20 protein-coding genes are annotated in these 16,414 nt (G+C 37.7%); 12 read left to right on the top strand and 8 right to left on the bottom strand.

The window, feature by feature from the left end; genetic code table 11:
* Positions 1-91 precede the first annotated feature (91 nt).
* From AC2117_RS05795 to AC2117_RS05805, 3 genes are all read left to right on the top strand, one after another.
* Positions 92-475, top strand: a complete 384-nt coding sequence (locus AC2117_RS05795; protein WP_133972549.1) for a hypothetical protein — start codon at positions 92-94, stop codon at positions 473-475.
* A gap of 234 nt (positions 476-709) precedes the next feature.
* The gene (locus AC2117_RS05800; RefSeq protein WP_171459055.1) at positions 710-2,140 is read left to right on the top strand and encodes a formylglycine-generating enzyme family protein; all 1,431 of its coding nucleotides are present in this window, start codon (positions 710-712) and stop codon (positions 2,138-2,140) included.
* A 150-nt stretch (positions 2,141-2,290) separates the two neighbouring features.
* Positions 2,291-3,751, top strand: coding sequence for an aminoacyl-histidine dipeptidase (locus AC2117_RS05805; RefSeq protein ID WP_133972551.1), 1,461 nt, complete (start codon positions 2,291-2,293; stop codon positions 3,749-3,751).
* Positions 3,752-3,858: 107 nt separating this feature from the next.
* Here AC2117_RS05805 and AC2117_RS05810 read toward each other — a convergent pair whose 3' ends face one another.
* The gene (locus AC2117_RS05810; RefSeq protein ID WP_133972553.1) at positions 3,859-4,815 is read right to left on the bottom strand and encodes a ribonuclease Z; all 957 of its coding nucleotides are present in this window, start codon (positions 4,813-4,815) and stop codon (positions 3,859-3,861) included.
* A gap of 200 nt (positions 4,816-5,015) precedes the next feature.
* Complete coding sequence (locus AC2117_RS05815) at positions 5,016-5,648, bottom strand: alpha/beta hydrolase (protein ID WP_133972555.1); 633 nt, start codon at positions 5,646-5,648, stop codon at positions 5,016-5,018.
* Between the two features lie 125 nt (positions 5,649-5,773).
* Between AC2117_RS05815 and yaaA the strand changes: the two genes are divergently transcribed.
* Complete coding sequence (yaaA, locus tag AC2117_RS05820; RefSeq protein ID WP_133972557.1) at positions 5,774-6,547, top strand: peroxide stress protein YaaA; 774 nt, start codon at positions 5,774-5,776, stop codon at positions 6,545-6,547.
* A gap of 22 nt (positions 6,548-6,569) precedes the next feature.
* Complete coding sequence (locus AC2117_RS05825; protein WP_133972559.1) at positions 6,570-7,196, top strand: metal-dependent hydrolase; 627 nt, start codon at positions 6,570-6,572, stop codon at positions 7,194-7,196.
* Between the two features lie 127 nt (positions 7,197-7,323).
* Here AC2117_RS05825 and AC2117_RS05830 read toward each other — a convergent pair whose 3' ends face one another.
* The 5 genes from AC2117_RS05830 to AC2117_RS05850 form a co-directional block, all read right to left on the bottom strand.
* Positions 7,324-8,109 carry a thiazole synthase gene (locus AC2117_RS05830; RefSeq protein WP_133972561.1) on the bottom strand — a complete coding sequence of 262 codons (786 nt, stop codon included), beginning with the start codon at positions 8,107-8,109 and terminating at the stop codon, positions 7,324-7,326.
* Between the two features lie 13 nt (positions 8,110-8,122).
* Complete coding sequence (thiS, locus tag AC2117_RS05835; protein ID WP_042897149.1) at positions 8,123-8,320, bottom strand: sulfur carrier protein ThiS; 198 nt, start codon at positions 8,318-8,320, stop codon at positions 8,123-8,125.
* A gap of 13 nt (positions 8,321-8,333) precedes the next feature.
* The gene (locus AC2117_RS05840) at positions 8,334-8,699 is read right to left on the bottom strand and encodes a DUF423 domain-containing protein (protein WP_004643452.1); all 366 of its coding nucleotides are present in this window, start codon (positions 8,697-8,699) and stop codon (positions 8,334-8,336) included.
* Positions 8,700-8,809: 110 nt separating this feature from the next.
* Entirely contained in the window at positions 8,810-9,676 is an 867-nt protein-coding gene (gene rpoH / locus AC2117_RS05845) for an RNA polymerase sigma factor RpoH (RefSeq protein ID WP_003650733.1), read from the bottom strand.
* A gap of 133 nt (positions 9,677-9,809) precedes the next feature.
* Positions 9,810-10,055, bottom strand: coding sequence for a sulfurtransferase TusA family protein (locus tag AC2117_RS05850; RefSeq protein WP_042897147.1), 246 nt, complete (start codon positions 10,053-10,055; stop codon positions 9,810-9,812).
* Between the two features lie 374 nt (positions 10,056-10,429).
* On the opposite strand from AC2117_RS05850, the gene AC2117_RS05855 reads away from it, so the two are divergent.
* Complete coding sequence (locus AC2117_RS05855; protein WP_000126912.1) at positions 10,430-10,642, top strand: cold-shock protein; 213 nt, start codon at positions 10,430-10,432, stop codon at positions 10,640-10,642.
* Between the two features lie 102 nt (positions 10,643-10,744).
* The gene (gene rhlB / locus AC2117_RS05860) at positions 10,745-11,896 is read left to right on the top strand and encodes an ATP-dependent RNA helicase RhlB (protein WP_197730994.1); all 1,152 of its coding nucleotides are present in this window, start codon (positions 10,745-10,747) and stop codon (positions 11,894-11,896) included.
* A gap of 38 nt (positions 11,897-11,934) precedes the next feature.
* Here rhlB and AC2117_RS05865 read toward each other — a convergent pair whose 3' ends face one another.
* A complete protein-coding gene (locus AC2117_RS05865) occupies positions 11,935-12,315 on the bottom strand; it encodes a hypothetical protein (RefSeq protein ID WP_005046134.1) in 381 nt (126 codons plus the stop codon).
* A gap of 209 nt (positions 12,316-12,524) precedes the next feature.
* On the opposite strand from AC2117_RS05865, the gene AC2117_RS05870 reads away from it, so the two are divergent.
* Genes AC2117_RS05870 through gspM form a run of 5 tightly spaced genes read left to right on the top strand, consistent with a single transcriptional unit; the run spans position 12,525 to position 16,362 of the window.
* Positions 12,525-13,100 carry a nitroreductase gene (locus tag AC2117_RS05870; protein ID WP_133972565.1) on the top strand — a complete coding sequence of 192 codons (576 nt, stop codon included), beginning with the start codon at positions 12,525-12,527 and terminating at the stop codon, positions 13,098-13,100.
* Between the two features lie 34 nt (positions 13,101-13,134).
* Positions 13,135-14,208 (top strand): NAD(P)H-dependent glycerol-3-phosphate dehydrogenase, encoded by a 1,074-nt coding sequence (locus tag AC2117_RS05875; protein WP_133972567.1) that lies wholly within the window; start codon positions 13,135-13,137, stop codon positions 14,206-14,208.
* A gap of 56 nt (positions 14,209-14,264) precedes the next feature.
* Positions 14,265-14,720 carry a SixA phosphatase family protein gene (locus AC2117_RS05880; protein ID WP_042897139.1) on the top strand — a complete coding sequence of 152 codons (456 nt, stop codon included), beginning with the start codon at positions 14,265-14,267 and terminating at the stop codon, positions 14,718-14,720.
* Positions 14,721-14,743: 23 nt separating this feature from the next.
* Entirely contained in the window at positions 14,744-15,883 is a 1,140-nt protein-coding gene (gene gspL / locus AC2117_RS05885) for a type II secretion system protein GspL (protein WP_133972569.1), read from the top strand.
* Complete coding sequence (gspM, locus tag AC2117_RS05890; protein WP_133972571.1) at positions 15,883-16,362, top strand: type II secretion system protein GspM; 480 nt, start codon at positions 15,883-15,885, stop codon at positions 16,360-16,362. The genes gspL and gspM overlap by 1 nt, the downstream gene beginning before the upstream one ends.
* The last annotated feature ends 52 nt before the right edge of the window (positions 16,363-16,414 follow it).

Below are 16,414 nucleotides of genomic sequence, written 5' to 3' on the forward strand. Positions count from 1 at the left end.
TAGCAACGGCAGCAGCGGGCTAAATGCTTGGCTGCTGTTTGTTTATTGCTTATGCTAAGTGCAGATAATGATAAAAGTGTTAGGACAAAGGATGAAAAAATTACAATTTATTGCCAGTTGCCCACAACATGGGGTGCTTGATCATCCACCAAATGAATGCCATATCACCCAAGAATATGTCGCGGCTTTATTATTTAAACAATTGGAACATTATGGTTTTGATGCGCAGCATATTGTGCATGAACATGAAAAAGTAGAAGTCAGTATTGATAATCATCTTTTACCCTTGTCTATTACTTGTCAAAAAACAGACCATGATGGGCATTTGATGTGTGAAATTTCTGCCAATCCCGATGAAGAGCAAGATTGGTTTGAGAAAATTGAAACACAAAGCATCATTCGTCAGCTTGCACAGGCAGTTGAAAATAGTCTGAAAGCTGATCAGAGTTTTTCACAATTTATTTGGAAGTCTTGATCAATTAATTATATTTTTATGAAGTAAGGGTGAACATATTTGTTCACCCTTTTAATTTATTAATATTGATAAGAATTATTTATTTTTGTAGTGACATTATTTAATAAAAATTAACAAACGAAAAAATAATATTGTTTGCATTTTGAACTAATTTTCTATTAATTTAAAAATGCTTTTTAACAAAAAACTACTCAATTTCTTCTTCTTATTTATATTATTTTACAGAGAATTAACATGAATATAATTTCCAGTTATTATTCAAAAGGCTTTGGTATATTGATTATCTCCTTATTATCAGCGTGTAATAGTGATGATCAAGATACAACCATAAATTCAACTAATCAGAAGCTGTTAGAAGAAACTATTACTTCCTTGGAGAATCTTAAGCAAAATTTAGTATGGCAAGAAAATCAGTGTGATAGTGTCTATTCTAAAGTTATCGGTGAGGTGGCAATTGCTCAAAAATCAGCGGCAGAACTAAGAGCTAATATCGCTAGTTCAGATAATTTAGGAGTTTTTCTTGATAATCAAATTATTCCTAAACTAGCTCAGCTTACCGATGAGTCGACTGTATTAAGAGTGAGGTGTAATGCCCCCGACTATGATGGAACAGGAGTAAGTATTGAGCGGCCTGCCATGCTAAGAGAAATGTTAAGTGAATGGCAAGGAACAATTAATTTATTAATTCGTCAAATAAATAATCCGCCCGATATGAATCCTGAAATTAAATTAGCTTCATTAACAAATATTAATATTAATCAATCAACATTAGCAAAGTCCAAATTTAAAGATTGTTCAGATAGTTTTTGTCCAGAAATGACGGTTATTCCATCTGGTAGTTTTTTTATGGGTGGAAACATAAATGAGCAAGAACAACAAAATGTACCGTCTCAATCTCGACCATATGAATTACCTCAACACTTAGTACAAATCGAAAAACCATTTGCAATGTCAACTTATGAAACAACAATTGCTGAGTTTCAGGCTTTCCAAAAAGAAACTGGATGGGAAGTCGAGGGATGCCGTAATTGGGAAACGCGCGATGGTGTTTTCAATATGTGGTATCGAGATGATTTAAATCCAAATAATTCGGGTATGAATCAAACACTTCAGGATCCTGTTGTATGTGTACGCCGTGAAGATGGAAGAGAATTTGCGAAATGGTTATCTAAAAAAACAGGTCAGACATACCGTCTACCAACAGAAGTTGAGTGGGAATATGCAGCGCGTGCTGGAACGACAACAGCATATTATTGGGGAGATGACCTTAATCTTGATCAAGCTTGTAAATATGCAAATGTATTAGATCCAACTACAGCGGTAGCACTACCCCAAACAAGTGGTTGGAATCTATTTAATTGTACGGATGGTTATGCATTTACGTCACCAGTCGGGAAATTTTTACCAAACAATTTTGGTTTATATGATATGAGTGCCAACGCACGAGAATGGGTGGATGATTGTTGGCATTCAAATTATGAAAGTGCTCCTAGCGTGAATCGTCGTTGGGGTGAGGAAAATAATGGACAGTGTAATTTCCCAGTTTTACGTGGAGGAGCATGGATATATAACACTTATAATGTACGAACTGCTTATCGTAATGCTTATGTAACCTCACAAGCTCGTTCAATTATGTGGGGATTCCGTTTGGTTCGTGAAATTTAGCTTTGATTTTTATATCTAATATATTCTACATTTAAAGCCATTTTTTAATTTATCAGCGTCGATTTTAATAAAAAGCTAAAACTGCGCTGATAAATTCTTATCTTTTAATAAACCTACGTTTATTAAGAATATTTGTGAGAGTATAAATATATGGTGTCATTTGATTTTTCGAACTTATCTCCTCAAGTCGTTTGGCAACATTTTCAAACACTTTGCACAATTCCTCGTCCATCAAAACATGAACAGCAACTTCGCCAATATTTGCAAGATTGGGCAGAAAGTCGAAATTTAGAAACTTATGTAGATGAAGTAGGAAATTTAATTGTTCGTAAGAATGCGACTGCGGGTAAAGAGCATGTGCCCGGAGTGATTCTTCAAGGCCATTTAGATATGGTCACACAAGCCAACACTGGCACAGTACACGACTTCTTTAAAGACCCGATTCGCCCAGTTCTTGAGGATGGCTGGTTAATTGCCAAAGACACTACATTAGGTGCAGATAATGGCATTGGAGTGGCATTGGCTTTAGCCGTTTTAGATTCAAATGATATTGCTCATGGACCAATTGAAGTTCTTTTAACGGTTGATGAAGAAGCAGGCATGAGTGGCGCACGGCTTTTACAGGCAGGTGTGCTAAAAGGCAAATGGTTGTTTAATATTGATACAGAAGAGTGGGGCGAGTTATATCTCGGATGTGCTGGTAGTATTGATGTTGAAATGGAACAGCTACTTAATTATGAAAAAATCCCTGAAAATTTGACCATTGTAAACATTCAGGTTGCAGGCCTCAAAGGTGGTCATTCTGGTGTAGATATTCATTTAGGACGTGGCAATGCCAACGTTATTTTAGCTCGCTTTTTAAATGAGTATTTAGCACAATTTGGCGGACATCTTGTTGAGTTTAGTGGTGGTTCAGCTCGTAATGCGTTGCCTAGAGAAGCAGTTGCCACTATTGCAATTTCGCCTAATCAGTTACCAGAACTAGAAAAGTTACTTGCTGAATATCAAACGACATGGAAAAAACAGCTACAGGGTATTGATGATAATCTGCAATTAACTATTCAACCGAATAGCGCTGACGTGACGGGAGTGATTACTCAGCAACAGCAAAACGAATGGTTGCAAGCTTTGGCAACAAGCCCATATGGTGTTGCAAGTATGAGTCAGGCTCTACCAGACGTGGTTGAAACTTCAAATAATCTTGGGGTTGTAAAACTAAATCGAGAGGGTGGAAAAGCTGTTTTAATGGTTCGCTCAATGGTAAATCAAGAAGCTGAAGATTTTGCAAAGAAAATTCAGGCACATTTTAGTCAATTTAATATTGGCTCTACACTCACACCGTTAGTTTCAGGTTGGACACCAAATCCTGATTCGGCTGCTTTAAAGTGCTTACAGCAAGCCTATCAGACCGCTTTTAATATCGAGCCAAATCTCAAAGTAATTCATGCAGGACTAGAGTGCGGGATTATTGCCGAGCATTATCCTGATTTGCAGATGGTTTCATTTGGACCAGACATTCAAGGAGCGCATGCACCGGGTGAGCGAGTAAAAGTAGATACGGTAGAGAAATGCTGGAAGTTGTTGGTGACGGCTTTAGCATCTGTAAAGTAATTTTTTAGAAATAAGAAGCTCATTAGTGAGCTTCTTAAACGTTGACCTTTACATGAAAATGATTTGTACCTAACTCGATAAATTCGATTTTATAACTCATATGATTTTTATTCGATTTTTAAAAGTTGTCCGGCTTCGTTTAAAGTAAACTCATCAAAATCATTTGCTAAATAAAAATGGCCTTTATAAAACTGGCGGACTTCTTCAGCAATAGCTTGCTGTCCAGCTTTATCCTGATGCCTAGGGCTAAAATGCGTCAGAATTAAATTATCCAAAGATTGCTGCTCTGCAAATTCAGCCACCATTTTTGCAGAGCTGTGCATTGGTCCTTTGCCTACTTTATCTAAAACCTTTTGCAAATACGTTGATTCATGGATGAGTAATTGAGCATCTTTGCAAGCATCGGCTAATAGTTCAGGCTGATCATTATCACCACCTATAATTGCATGAATCTGCTGATTTTGAATTTTGATAAAGTCTTTAGATTTTAAGATTTGTCCCTCAAACTCAACATCGTAGCCTTGTTTTAAATCACCCCAAATCTTGCCTTTAGGTACGCCAAGCTGAGTTAAAGTTTGGATATCTAACTTTTTCTGCATAGACTTTATGTAAATGCTAAAAGCAAAACTTGGAACACGATGGCTTAATGGATGTGCCTGAACGATGAATTCATCGGTGAGCTGTTGTGGCTGTATTGCTTCATTAACATCAATAAATTTGATTGGGTAGGGTAAATGCAAATCCGTAAGTCGGGCAGTGATTTCAAACCATTGCTGAATTTCTTTTGGTGCAATGACTATTAACGGTTTTGTACGGGCATTCATGCCTGCACTTGCCAGTAAACCAACTAAACCATAACAATGGTCGCCGTGAACGTGTGTAATACAAATGGCAATTAGGTTTTGTAGCGAAAGTCTGGCCTGTTGAATGCGGTGCTGAGTACCTTCTCCAGCATCAATTAAAATCCAGTCCTTATTTTTGTTGTTACGAATCGCTAATCCTGAAACATTGCGTGAAAGAGTGGGTACACCCGATGACGTACCTAAAAAATTAAAATGAAGCATATTCTTGGAGTTTTTAAGTCAAATGCGTATTGTATATTATAGACACTTATAAAATTTTATAGAAATTATGGCGAACAAATGATAGCGACCGAGTGAAAAAATATTTGGCCCGTTTTGGTTTAAGTTGGAATAATTTTTAGTCGTTACAGGGCTCATGAAATGATGGACATAGACTCAATCTATGCCCATCAAACCACAATTTATTTCATGATAATAAAGCGTGTAATGATTTGGCGAAGCTGTTTTAAATAGCCTGTAAAGAAATGATTAGCGCCTGGTAAAATCGTAATTGGGTGCTTTTGCGGTTTTGCCCATGCAATTGCATCTGAAAGCAAGGTAATGTCATCTTGCTCACCATGAATGAGTAGAATATCACCTTGAATTTCAGGTGTTTTATAGTGGCGCAAGCCCACTACGGTAGCCGTTGGTAAACCACATAGAATTAACTGTACAGGTTGTAATTCAGGATTAAGTTGTGCAAAGCATTTTGCCATAACATGTGAACCGAAACTGAAGCCACCTGCATAAAATGGCAAGCCTTCATGAAGCTTACGAACATGTTCAATTACAGCTAAAATATCTTCAGTTTCGCCATGGCCTTCATCATGAATACCTTCACTGCCGCCTAAGCCGCGGAAACTCGGACGATAAACAATACAGCCATATTCATTAAAGATTTGGGTTAAAAGTGCTGGGACTTTATGTTGAGGGGTTCCACCTTGCAATGGATGCGGATGGCATACAACCGCAAAGCCTTTGATTTCACCTTCAGGGCGGTCTACAAAAAGTTCAATTTTACCTACTGGACCCTGGATGAAAGTTTGCTCAGACATATAAGAACCGCTAAATAACAATACGTGGTGCTATTTTACCGATAGTCGTCATTGAAAACACGAGTTAGCATTAAAAAATATCTACTGTTATAGTTGGGATTAAGAATAATTTTTTCAGGTTGTCTATGCTTGCTTTAATTTCTCCTGCAAAAACTTTAGATTATGAAACAGCTTTACCCACAGATGAATTTACTCAACCACGATTGCTAGAGAACTCAGCACAATTAATTGATGTGTGTTGCAAACTTTCTGCATCGGAAATTGCGAGTTTAATGAGTGTGAGTGAGAAAATTGCCACACTTAATGTTAATCGCTTTAGAGATTGGAAGCCCGAATTTGATTTTTCAAATGCTCGTCAAGCGATCTATGCATTTAAAGGTGATGTATATACAGGTTTAGATGCTTATCATTTAAAAGACAAAGATATTGATTTTGCACAGCAGCATTTACGTATGCTATCTGGCTTATATGGTTTATTACGTCCTTTAGATTTAATGATGCCTTATCGTCTAGAAATGGGCACTAAATTAAAAAATTTACGTGGTCATAATTTGTATGAATTCTGGGGTGAGATTATCACCAACCAGATTAATGAAGACTTGCATGAAACTAAATCTGAATTACTTGTAAATCTAGCTTCAGATGAGTACTACAAATCGGTCAACGAGAAGAAAATTAAGGCTGAAATTGTTAAGCCTGTTTTTCTTGACCAGAAAAATGGCAAATATAAAGTCATTAGTTTCTATGCGAAAAAAGCACGCGGTTTAATGGCTCGTTTTATGATTGAAAACCAGTTAAATAAAGCTGAGGATATTAAAGCGTTTAATACTGATGGATACTACTTTGATGCTGAAAACTCATCAGCAAAAGAACTGGTATTTAAGCGAGATGAGCAATAATCCTAAGAAAGGATAGTATTTTATGATGCAGCTTTATTTATCAAAATTGGAACATGTTTGGTTTGAGCTGCATCAGTATTATCACTTATCTGGGCCGCAAAAAATCTTAGATATACTCATCGCTGCTTATAGTGAAAAGCAGCGGGCTTATCATACTGTTCAACATTTATATGAATGTTTAATTCTGTTCGAGTCAATTCGAGCAGAATTAAATGATGCGCCTGCAGTGGCATTGGCAATTTATTTTCATGATGTTATCTATGATCCACAAGCCAAAGACAATGAGCTTAAAAGTGCTGAACTCTTTGAGCAATATATGGCTCAAGACTTAACAGTAAATACAGTTCAGAAAATAAAACAGTGGATTCTTGCTACCCAAAAGCATGTGTCGACTGATGTCCCAGATTTACAGTTTTTATTAGATATTGATTTAGCTATTTTGGCAGCAACACCTGAACGTTTTACGGAGTATGAACAGCAGATTCAACAGGAATATTCTTGGGTTGACCCACAAGTATATTCAATTAAAAGAAAAGAAGTTTTAACGCATTTTTATCAGACTAAGCCACTTTACCAAACTGCATATTTTCAAAAGAATTTTGAGTTAAGAGCTAAGCAAAATTTAAAGCACATATTAGATATAGCCTAAGCTAAATATAATAATCTAGATCTATTAAGTAGAGTAGAGCGATATAGATTTTTAGACTTTTTAAAAAGTGGGAATGGCTAAGAGGAGAGAGGAATCACTGAAAAAGCAGTGATTCCTTAGAAATAAATTATTTAAAGAAATAACCTGTTTCTGGTGAGCTTGCATTTGCCATGCGTTTACGTGGCATGCGACCTGCTGAAAATGCTTCACGACCTGCTTCAACCGCTTTTTTCATTGCAGAAGCCATCAAAATAGGGTTATGAGCCGCAGCAATCGCTGTATTCATCAACACACCGTCACAACCAAGTTCCATAGCAATAGCTGCATCACTTGCTGTGCCAACGCCTGCATCTACCAAAACTGGCACTTTTGCATTTTCTTTAATAATTGAAATAGTATGCGGGTTTAAAATACCTAAACCTGAACCAATAAGACTGCCTAAAGGCATAATTGCAACACAGCCCATACTTTCAAGTTCTTGAGCAATGATCGGGTCATCAGAGGTGTAAACCATAATCTCAAAACCGTCATCAATCAAAGTGCGTGCAGCTTTTAAAGTCTCGGTTACATTTGGATATAATGTCTTTTCGTCGCCCAAAACTTCAAGTTTTACCAAGTTGTGACCGTCTAGAAGTTCACGCGCTAACATGCAAGTGCGTACTGCGCTATCAGCATCAAAACAACCTGCGGTATTTGGCAAAATTGTATACTTTTCTGGCGGAATGACAGACAGTAAATTTGGCTGATCTGGATGTTGTCCAATATTCACACGGCGGATTGCAACAGTAACGATTTCTGCACCACTTGCTTGAATGGCTAAATCTGTTTCATTTAAGTCTTTATATTTGCCAGTTCCTACCAATAAACGAGATTGAAAAGAACGTGAACCAATAATGAGAGGGGTGTCTTGCATGGATAACTCCGACTTAGCCGCCGCCAACAGCGTGAATAATTTCGATACGGTCATGTTGAGCAATAGTGATTTGCTCTAATTTGCTTTTTGGAATAATTTGCTGGTTGTATTCGACCGCAAATCTTTTTCCTTCAAGTGCCAAAGCCTGAATGAGCTGCATTAGGTTTTGACAAGGCGTGTCCGTTAATTCGCCATTTAAATAAATTTGCATGATCACATTCCAATTATTTTGCGTATTTGAGGGCATTCCAAGCCAAAACGAGCCATCCAGCTATCATAAATGCTCCACCAATTGGGGTAATTGCCCCTAAAATTCGCGGTAATCCAAGCGCCATGATATAGAGAGAACCACAGAAGAATAAAATACCGATCTGAATCAATATGAATGGCAATTTAATAGGAAACGTAAGGATGACTTTGCTTAAAATACCAAGTGCTAAGAGACCTAAAGCATGGTAGAAAAAATAGTCGGTTGCAGTATGCCACCAAACAAGTTGCTCAGGACTCGCGTGAGCTTTAAGACCATGTGCTCCAAAAGCACCCAACATGACTGCAAAGGCAAGATTAAGGGCTGAAATGGCAATCCACATAACAAAAAACGCAAATGAATAATGAAAGGCAACGTTATCATAGATTGGGTTGGCTAAACATAGCCAGATAAAACAAAAGGGCTAATCGCCCTTTTATTTTTAAACTTATTTTAGCTTGCAGACATAGCAATTTTAATTTTTTCCATTGCATTCTTTTCAAGCTGGCGAATACGTTCTGCTGATACATTATATTCGGCCGCTAACTCGTGGAGAGTAGACTTATCATCATCTAACCAACGACGTTGTAAAATGTTACGCGAACGGTCATCTAACTGATCCATTGCATTATGTAGGGCAGATGTACTTTGCTCTTCCCAGTCTTCATTTTCGACTAAACGAGCTGGATCATAGCGGTTATCTTCAAGATACAATGCAGGTGCAGTATGTGGGGTGTCATCATCGTCGTCGCCTTGAGCTTCGAAAGCAGCATCATAAGCGGTCAAACGACCTTCCATCTCCAGAACTTGCTCTGCCGTTACATTTAAGTCATTCGCAATCGATTGAGCTTCTTCGAGCGTTAATTTTTTACTCGATTTTTTTAAACTACGTAAATTGAAAAATAATTTACGCTGTGCTTTGGTCGTTGCAATTTTGACAATACGCCAGTTACGGATAACGTATTCGTGAATTTCTGCTTTAATCCAGTGGACGGCAAAAGATACAAGACGCACGCCCATATTTGGGTCGAAACGCTTCACGGCTTTCATTAAGCCTAAATTACCTTCTTGAATAAGGTCGCCTTGTGGTAGGCCATAACCTGCATAGCTGCGCGCAATGTGAACGACGAAACGTAAATGCGACATTACCAGCATTTTTGCGGCATCAAGATCTTGGTCATAATAATAACGTTCAGCAAGTTCTTTTTCTTGCTCAGCCGTTAAAATAGGAATCTGATTGACAGTACTGATATATGCACCAAGGTTTACACCGGGCGCAGACAATGACAGGGGCATCAATTGATTGCTGCTGTCACTCATGATTTCTCCTTGTGGGATCGGATGGGATAACCAATAAATTCATCTTAATTTGAATCAGCTTCATAATTAAGGAAAATTGGGTAGAAAAATGTAAAATTTTATGCAATTTCTAATCTTTTAGTTTAGCAAAGAATTATTGAGTTTCAATTAAATAGTGAAATTCTCTTTCGGATATATGTGTAGTCTGACACATAAAATGATGTAACCCACAGTAACGAGTTACATCTATTTCACTATGAGGGTCAGAAGATTTTAATAAGAATTGCTGTTTACCCGATACTTTTTTGAGTTCACGTTTTAGCATTAACAGGGGCATCGGACAGGGTTGGCCCAAAGCGTTAATTTCAATGACTGCTGTAGTAAAAGAAGAGTTGGTCATTCATTATCAAAACAACTAAAAAAAATATTCTAACAAATTTTTTATAAATGCGGCACATTTTATAAAAGAAGAAACATGCAATTACCTATAAAAAACATTGTAATAAGCTGTTTAAAAAAAGGACTAAAAATAGGGGGGATAATTGAAAAAAATTCTATTAATTGTCATAAACCCATGGTAAGCTCGAACCGTTTTAGGATTTACCACACACTTAAAATGGTTTAAAAACCCTATAACAAATGGATGTAACCGGAAATTGTTGATAGTTTTACAGAATGATTACAAGCTTTAAGATTATAAATATTTTAAAAACTTGTTTGCTCTGCTGTTTGCAACACCGGAAGGTCCTTTTTTCAACATCTGAGGATTGACTTATGACAGCTCGCGAACAAGGCGTAGTAAAGTGGTTTAACGACACTAAAGGTTTTGGCTTTATTCAACGTAACGGCGGTGATGATGTATTCGTTCATTTCCGTGCAATCGTTGGTGATGGTCACCGTTCTTTACGTGACGGCCAACGCGTAGAATTTAGTGTAGTACAAGGTCAAAAAGGTTTTCAAGCTGAAAACGTTCAGCCTTTAGACTAATTCATCTTTTGATGAATCACGGACGCTCCAATTTTTGAATTGGGGCGTTTTTGTTTATAATGATCTTCTCATTAGAGAGATTGTTTGTTAGAGCATGTATTTATGACATCTGGTTTTGAAACCTTGAATTTACATCCGCAACTTAAAAAGGCGATTGATGCTTTAGGGTTTAAGCAAATGACCCCGATTCAGCAAAAGGTTTTAAAATATACGTTGGGCGGGCATGATGCAATTGGTAGAGCACAAACAGGAACAGGTAAAACTGCTGCTTTCCTGATTAGTGTAATTAATGACTTGTTACATAACCCGATTCAAGAGCAGCGTTTTCGTGGTGAGCCACGTGCCTTGATTTTAGCGCCTACTCGTGAATTGGCATTGCAAATTGAAAGCGATGCGAAGTTACTCACAAAATTTTCAGATTTACACATCGTGACACTGTTAGGTGGCGTAGATTTTGATAAGCAAAAGAAACAGCTAGATGCTAATTTTGTAGATATCATAGTTGCCACTCCTGGACGACTAATTGATTTTGTAGAACAAAAAGAAGTTTGGCTCGATCAAATTGAATTCCTAGTCATTGATGAAGCTGACCGCTTATTGGACATGGGTTTTATTCCTTCTGTAAAACGTATAGTGCGTTATTCTCCGCGTAAGGAAGAACGCCAAACCCTCATGTTCTCGGCTACTTTTAGTTATGACGTGCTTAATTTGGCGAGACAGTGGTTATTTGAGCCAATCACTGTTGAAATTGAACCTGAGCAAAAAACCAATAGCGATGTTGAGCAACGTGTTTATGTCGTAGCTAAACAAGATAAATATCGTTTGCTACAAGATATTTTACGTGAAGAACCTATCGATAAAGTCATGATTTTTGCTAATCGACGTGATCAAGTACGCCGTCTTTATGATCATTTAAAGAGAGATGGATATCGGGTCGGGATGCTTTCAGGTGAAATTGCTCAAGATAAACGTTTAAAAATGTTAGACCAGTTTAAGCAGGGTAAAAATAATATCATGATCGCAACTGATGTTGCAGGCCGTGGTATTCATGTTGATGGCGTATCTCATGTGATCAACTATACTTTACCTGAGCAATCAGACGATTATGTGCACCGTATTGGTCGTACAGGCCGTGCTGGGTCGCAAGGTGTAAGTATTAGTTTCCTTTCAGAAGATGATGCTTTTTACTTGCCAGAAATTGAAAAAGCAATTGGTAAGAAATTACCATTAACCCGTATAGAGGGTTATTGCTAATAAAAAAATCCCAATCATTTGATTGGGATTTTTTTTGATTAATTAATTTTACAATAGAAAGTAAGTGTAGTTTGGTAGTCATCATCTTTTGCTAGAGATGCATTTTTGCCAGTTAAAGTACCAATCACACCAGCTGCTGCTTCAACCATTTGGCCTGTTTTCTCGCTTACTACATCTTTTAATACGCCGTTATATGTTGTTTTTTCATCTACAACAACTGGCGTAGTATTTTTTGAACAAGTTTTTTGAGCGGCAGTAATTGCATTATTTTTTGCAATTAGATTTGTCTTACCAATGCCCGTGACTTCAAATTGATTATTTTCTTTTTGAACAGCCAAGGTGTTTTTAGGGGTAGTGGCACAAGCACCTAGTAATAAAACAACACTGCTCAATGCACTCGCTAAAATTATTTTTTTCATGGTTCACCTAATATGTTTAATCGTCAAAAGATCTAACTATTTGAACACAAGTTTTCTAATTGATTTTGAAGAGGTTGTATTAGTTTTGATGTTTTGTCTTAGCAAAATGTCAAAATATGAACTCGTTATTTTTATGTTCTAGATACAATGGTGGATTATCGGTAGATTATGCTAATCTATTTTGAATTTTTTGAGTTAGATCAATATTAATGACGGATTCAGCAACACAGATAATTCATCAGAATATTCACCAACGTCAATCTATTGGTCAATTGATTGAGCCTGCACCAAATACAGATCAATTAGAATTGGCCTTTCAAGCTGCTTTAACTGCTCCTGACCATCATAGACTTAAACCCACACGTTTTGTCGTTATCGAGGCTGAACAGCGTGCTGCGTTTGGTGAGGTTTTAGCGAAAGCACTAGCTGATTTAGGTGAAACTGACTCAGCGCAACTTGAGCGAGTTAAGCAACATCCTTTTCGCGCACCTTTACTCATTTTAGCGCTTACGCAATTGCAAGATCATCCTAAGGTTCCGCATTTTGAGCAGATCTTAAGTACTGGGGCTGCCGTACAAAACCTTTTATTGTCTTTACAAGTTCAAGGTTTTTCCACCATGTGGCGTAGTGGGGCTGTTGTCGAATCAAACTGGTTAAAACAGCATTTAGGATTGCAACCACATGATTTAATTTCAGGTATTATTTATGTGGGCACAGCAGCTAAAGCGATTGCACCGCGTGCAGATATTGAAAGTAAAGAATTCGTAAAAGTTTGGCAGGCATAAAAGTCTGTAAAAGTAAGAAATAGGATAATAAAGCATGGCTGAATTTAAGTTTACAGATTTAGTGGAACCTGTTGAGGTCGATAAAAAAACAGCATTACGTATTACTGTGTTAGGTGGAGGCAGCTTTGGTACGGCTATGGCGAATTTAGCTGCACGTAATGGCTGTGACACCATGATCTGGATTCGTGATGCCGAAACAGCAGAAGAAATCAATAAAACCCATATTAATAAACGTTATTTGCCAGACTTTGTTTTAGAGTCATCATTACGTGCTGTGTCTGACCTTGAACAAGCCGTGTGTGATCGAGATATTATTTTGGTGGCAATTCCTAGTCATTCATTTCGTGATGTATTAAAACAAATTGCGCCTTTTATTACTGCACAAGCGGTTGTCTCTCTAACGAAGGGCGTCGAGGCTAAAACTTTTAGCTTCATGAGCGATATTATTCGTGAAGAATTGCCAGAAGTTCCTTATGGGGTGTTATCTGGACCAAATCTCGCTAAGGAGATTATGGCAGGTATGCCATCTGGTACTGTTATTGCCAGTGATTCTGAATTAGTTCGTTATGCTGTGCAGCATGCTCTTCATAGTGCCTTATTCCGAGTTTTCGGTAGTGATGATGTGCATGGTGTTGAACTAGGGGGCGCACTTAAAAATATTTATGCAGTTGCAATGGGAATTGGTGCTGCTTACAAAATTGGTGAAAACACCAAGAGTATGATTTTAACGCGCGCCTTGGCCGAAATGAGCCGTTTTGCAGTCAAACAAGGGGCAAATCCCTTAACGTTCTTAGGTTTATCTGGCGTTGGTGATTTATTTGCAACCTGTAATAGTCCTTTAAGCCGTAATTATCAGATTGGTTATGCTTTAGGTTCAGGTAAAACACTTGACCAAGCGAGTAAAGAGTTGGGGCAAACCGCGGAAGGAATTAATACGATTGTTCAAGTGCGTGGTAAAGCAGAAGAACTTGACGTATATATGCCTATTACCAATGCCTTATATGAGGTTATTTTCGAGGGTGCACCACCTTTAAATATTGCCTTATCTCTTATGAAAAATGGGCACCGTAGTGATGTTGAGTTTGTTTTACCTCATCATGAAGTCTGAAGAAGAAATGTCATAAATTACGGTTATAATGCAAGAATTATTAACAAGGAATATTTATGCAACTGACATTGGTTCGTCATGGGGAAGCCGCTCCTCCAGTGAATGGTAATGACACTAAACGTCCACTTACCGCTCGTGGGCATGCTCAAGCTGAGCAGACAGCAACATTTTTAAAGGATATTGTTAAGCCTGATATTTTTGTAGTTAGTCCTTTATTGCGTGCTCAAGAGACATTGGCACATATTCAAACTTATTTTAAAGATGTTCCTGTGCTGTTATGCGATAAAATTAAACCCGATGATAATGCGAAAGAAGCAGTTGAGTGGTTGTCTCAGGTTCCTTATGAGTCAATTGTCGTCGTGTGTCATATGAATGTAGTAGGGCATATTGCCGAATTACTGACACATGAAAACTTTAATCCATTTGCACTTGCCGAAGCTCGAATTTATGATCAGGCTGTTATTGCAACTGGTTTATCAACACAAAAAAATAGTTTTATACCCACAATATAATTAAAAAGGTCATTTAGCCCATTATGCTGTATTTATGGATGCCTGAAACCAATGAAATATGGCATTGGTCTAACGGAGAAAACTGGTTGCAGGCAGCAAGTCTTGATCAACTCATACAAGACCTGCAATTACATCAAGGAAAAGAGGCTGTCATCTTTTTCCCTAGTCGCCATGCTCAGGTACTCCAGCAGCACATGGCAAAGTCTCATTACAAGCAATTAGGAGCAGATGGCGTTAAATATTTGCTTGAAGAATTTGTAACTTTGCCTATTGATCATATGAAAGTAGTGCATCATTTTCATGCTGATCAACTCACCGTATTGGGAGTGGCAAAAACAACAGTAGAAACATGGCAGCATGCGATGGCTTTGCTGCCTATTAAACTCGTTGCTTTCTTGCCAGACTTTCTGGTTTTACCTGAACCTCAAGAGCAGCAAGTGGTTTTGTGTAATATTGACCAGAAATTACTTGTGCGTGAAAGTAAATGGGTGGGTAATTCACTCGATGATTTAGCATTATTTTTAGAGTTTCAATCAGTCGAAACTCATTATCAATATAGTGGTTTAACAACAGAGCAACTCGAAAGTTTGGTGGCAGCATCAGATGCCGAACATCATTCTGAATTTATCTATCAATTTCAGGGTTTAGATAAACCTAAACAGCATCCTTTTAATGTTCTACCGAAAGCCAAAGGGCAAGAGCATACGGTTTCTGGTTATTGGAAAGCGTGTGCCGCTATTGTTTTAGCAATTATAGTGGTTCAGTTTAGTTATGATTTTTTGCGTTGGATAAAGTTAAGAAATGTGGCTAATCAAACCGCGGAACAGACGGTCGAGCAATATAAATATTGGTTTGGTCCTTCAAGTCGGGTAAATGAGCAAAATATAAAAAGCCAATTTGAAAGTCATTTACGCATGAGTAAGCAAGGTGATACACAAGCACTTTCTTTATTGAGCCGTGTTGGTCCTATTTTAATGCAAAGACAAATTTTAGCTCAGCAGTTAGCTTATGATGCATCAACACTAACTATGGCATTAAAAGCAAAGTCAGCAGATGATTTGCAAGCTTTAACACAACAACTTAACCAGCAGGGATTCAAAGCTGAATTGGGTAATGTTCAAGCCGATGGTGGTGGGGCAATTGGAGTGGTGAAAATACAATAATGAAAATGATAACTCAATTGCAAAACCGCTTTGACCAGTGGATTGAACAGGTCACTCAATATTTAGACCGTTTGACTGTGCGTGAGCGGGTTATGGTGGTCTTTACTACAATTTTTCTTGTAGTGACTATTGTAGGGGCTTCACTTTGGAAAATGCATTCCTTGGCAGAGCAACAACAACAGCGCTTAAATGATTTAAAAGATTTGATGGTCTGGATGCAGAGTAATGCAGTTACCATGAAACCAGCGAGTGAACTTGAGTTGGGCCAATCGGAAAAAATACAACGAGTAGCTCAGCAACAAGGTTTAACGGTCACTTCTCAACAAAATGGTGAGCAATTACAAATTATTGTTACTCATCAGAATTATGCAATTTTAGCGAACTTTTTAACCCAACTTGCGCAAATGGGTTTAAGTATTCAAAAAATGGAAATGGTTTCAAGTGAAGGACAGATTAAATTAACAGCGACGGTTCAATAACATATTAAAATATGCTGTTCTTAAGCATGGTGTTTTGTGCTACCTGTGCCTA

The organism is Acinetobacter calcoaceticus (assembly GCF_900520355.1).
GTDB classification, from domain to species: Bacteria; Pseudomonadota; Gammaproteobacteria; order Pseudomonadales; family Moraxellaceae; genus Acinetobacter; species Acinetobacter calcoaceticus_C.

Bases quoted from the DNA above. Each gene is read 5' to 3' on its own strand.
- AC2117_RS05795 (WP_133972549.1), top strand. From the start codon at position 92: ATGAAAAAATTACAATTTATTGCCAGTTGCCCACAACATGGGGTGCTT.
- AC2117_RS05800 (WP_171459055.1), top strand. From the start codon at position 710: ATGAATATAATTTCCAGTTATTATTCAAAAGGCTTTGGTATATTGATT.
- AC2117_RS05805 (WP_133972551.1), top strand. From the start codon at position 2,291: ATGGTGTCATTTGATTTTTCGAACTTATCTCCTCAAGTCGTTTGGCAA.
- AC2117_RS05810 (WP_133972553.1), bottom strand. From the start codon at position 4,815: ATGCTTCATTTTAATTTTTTAGGTACGTCATCGGGTGTACCCACTCTT.
- AC2117_RS05815 (WP_133972555.1), bottom strand. From the start codon at position 5,648: ATGTCTGAGCAAACTTTCATCCAGGGTCCAGTAGGTAAAATTGAACTT.
- yaaA (WP_133972557.1), top strand. From the start codon at position 5,774: ATGCTTGCTTTAATTTCTCCTGCAAAAACTTTAGATTATGAAACAGCT.
- AC2117_RS05825 (WP_133972559.1), top strand. From the start codon at position 6,570: ATGATGCAGCTTTATTTATCAAAATTGGAACATGTTTGGTTTGAGCTG.
- AC2117_RS05830 (WP_133972561.1), bottom strand. From the start codon at position 8,109: ATGCAAGACACCCCTCTCATTATTGGTTCACGTTCTTTTCAATCTCGT.
- thiS (WP_042897149.1), bottom strand. From the start codon at position 8,320: ATGCAAATTTATTTAAATGGCGAATTAACGGACACGCCTTGTCAAAAC.
- AC2117_RS05840 (WP_004643452.1), bottom strand. From the start codon at position 8,699: ATGTGGATTGCCATTTCAGCCCTTAATCTTGCCTTTGCAGTCATGTTG.
- rpoH (WP_003650733.1), bottom strand. From the start codon at position 9,676: ATGAGTGACAGCAGCAATCAATTGATGCCCCTGTCATTGTCTGCGCCC.
- AC2117_RS05850 (WP_042897147.1), bottom strand. From the start codon at position 10,055: ATGACCAACTCTTCTTTTACTACAGCAGTCATTGAAATTAACGCTTTG.
- AC2117_RS05855 (WP_000126912.1), top strand. From the start codon at position 10,430: ATGACAGCTCGCGAACAAGGCGTAGTAAAGTGGTTTAACGACACTAAA.
- rhlB (WP_197730994.1), top strand. From the start codon at position 10,745: ATGACATCTGGTTTTGAAACCTTGAATTTACATCCGCAACTTAAAAAG.
- AC2117_RS05865 (WP_005046134.1), bottom strand. From the start codon at position 12,315: ATGAAAAAAATAATTTTAGCGAGTGCATTGAGCAGTGTTGTTTTATTA.
- AC2117_RS05870 (WP_133972565.1), top strand. From the start codon at position 12,525: ATGACGGATTCAGCAACACAGATAATTCATCAGAATATTCACCAACGT.
- AC2117_RS05875 (WP_133972567.1), top strand. From the start codon at position 13,135: ATGGCTGAATTTAAGTTTACAGATTTAGTGGAACCTGTTGAGGTCGAT.
- AC2117_RS05880 (WP_042897139.1), top strand. From the start codon at position 14,265: ATGCAACTGACATTGGTTCGTCATGGGGAAGCCGCTCCTCCAGTGAAT.
- gspL (WP_133972569.1), top strand. From the start codon at position 14,744: ATGCTGTATTTATGGATGCCTGAAACCAATGAAATATGGCATTGGTCT.
- gspM (WP_133972571.1), top strand. From the start codon at position 15,883: ATGAAAATGATAACTCAATTGCAAAACCGCTTTGACCAGTGGATTGAA.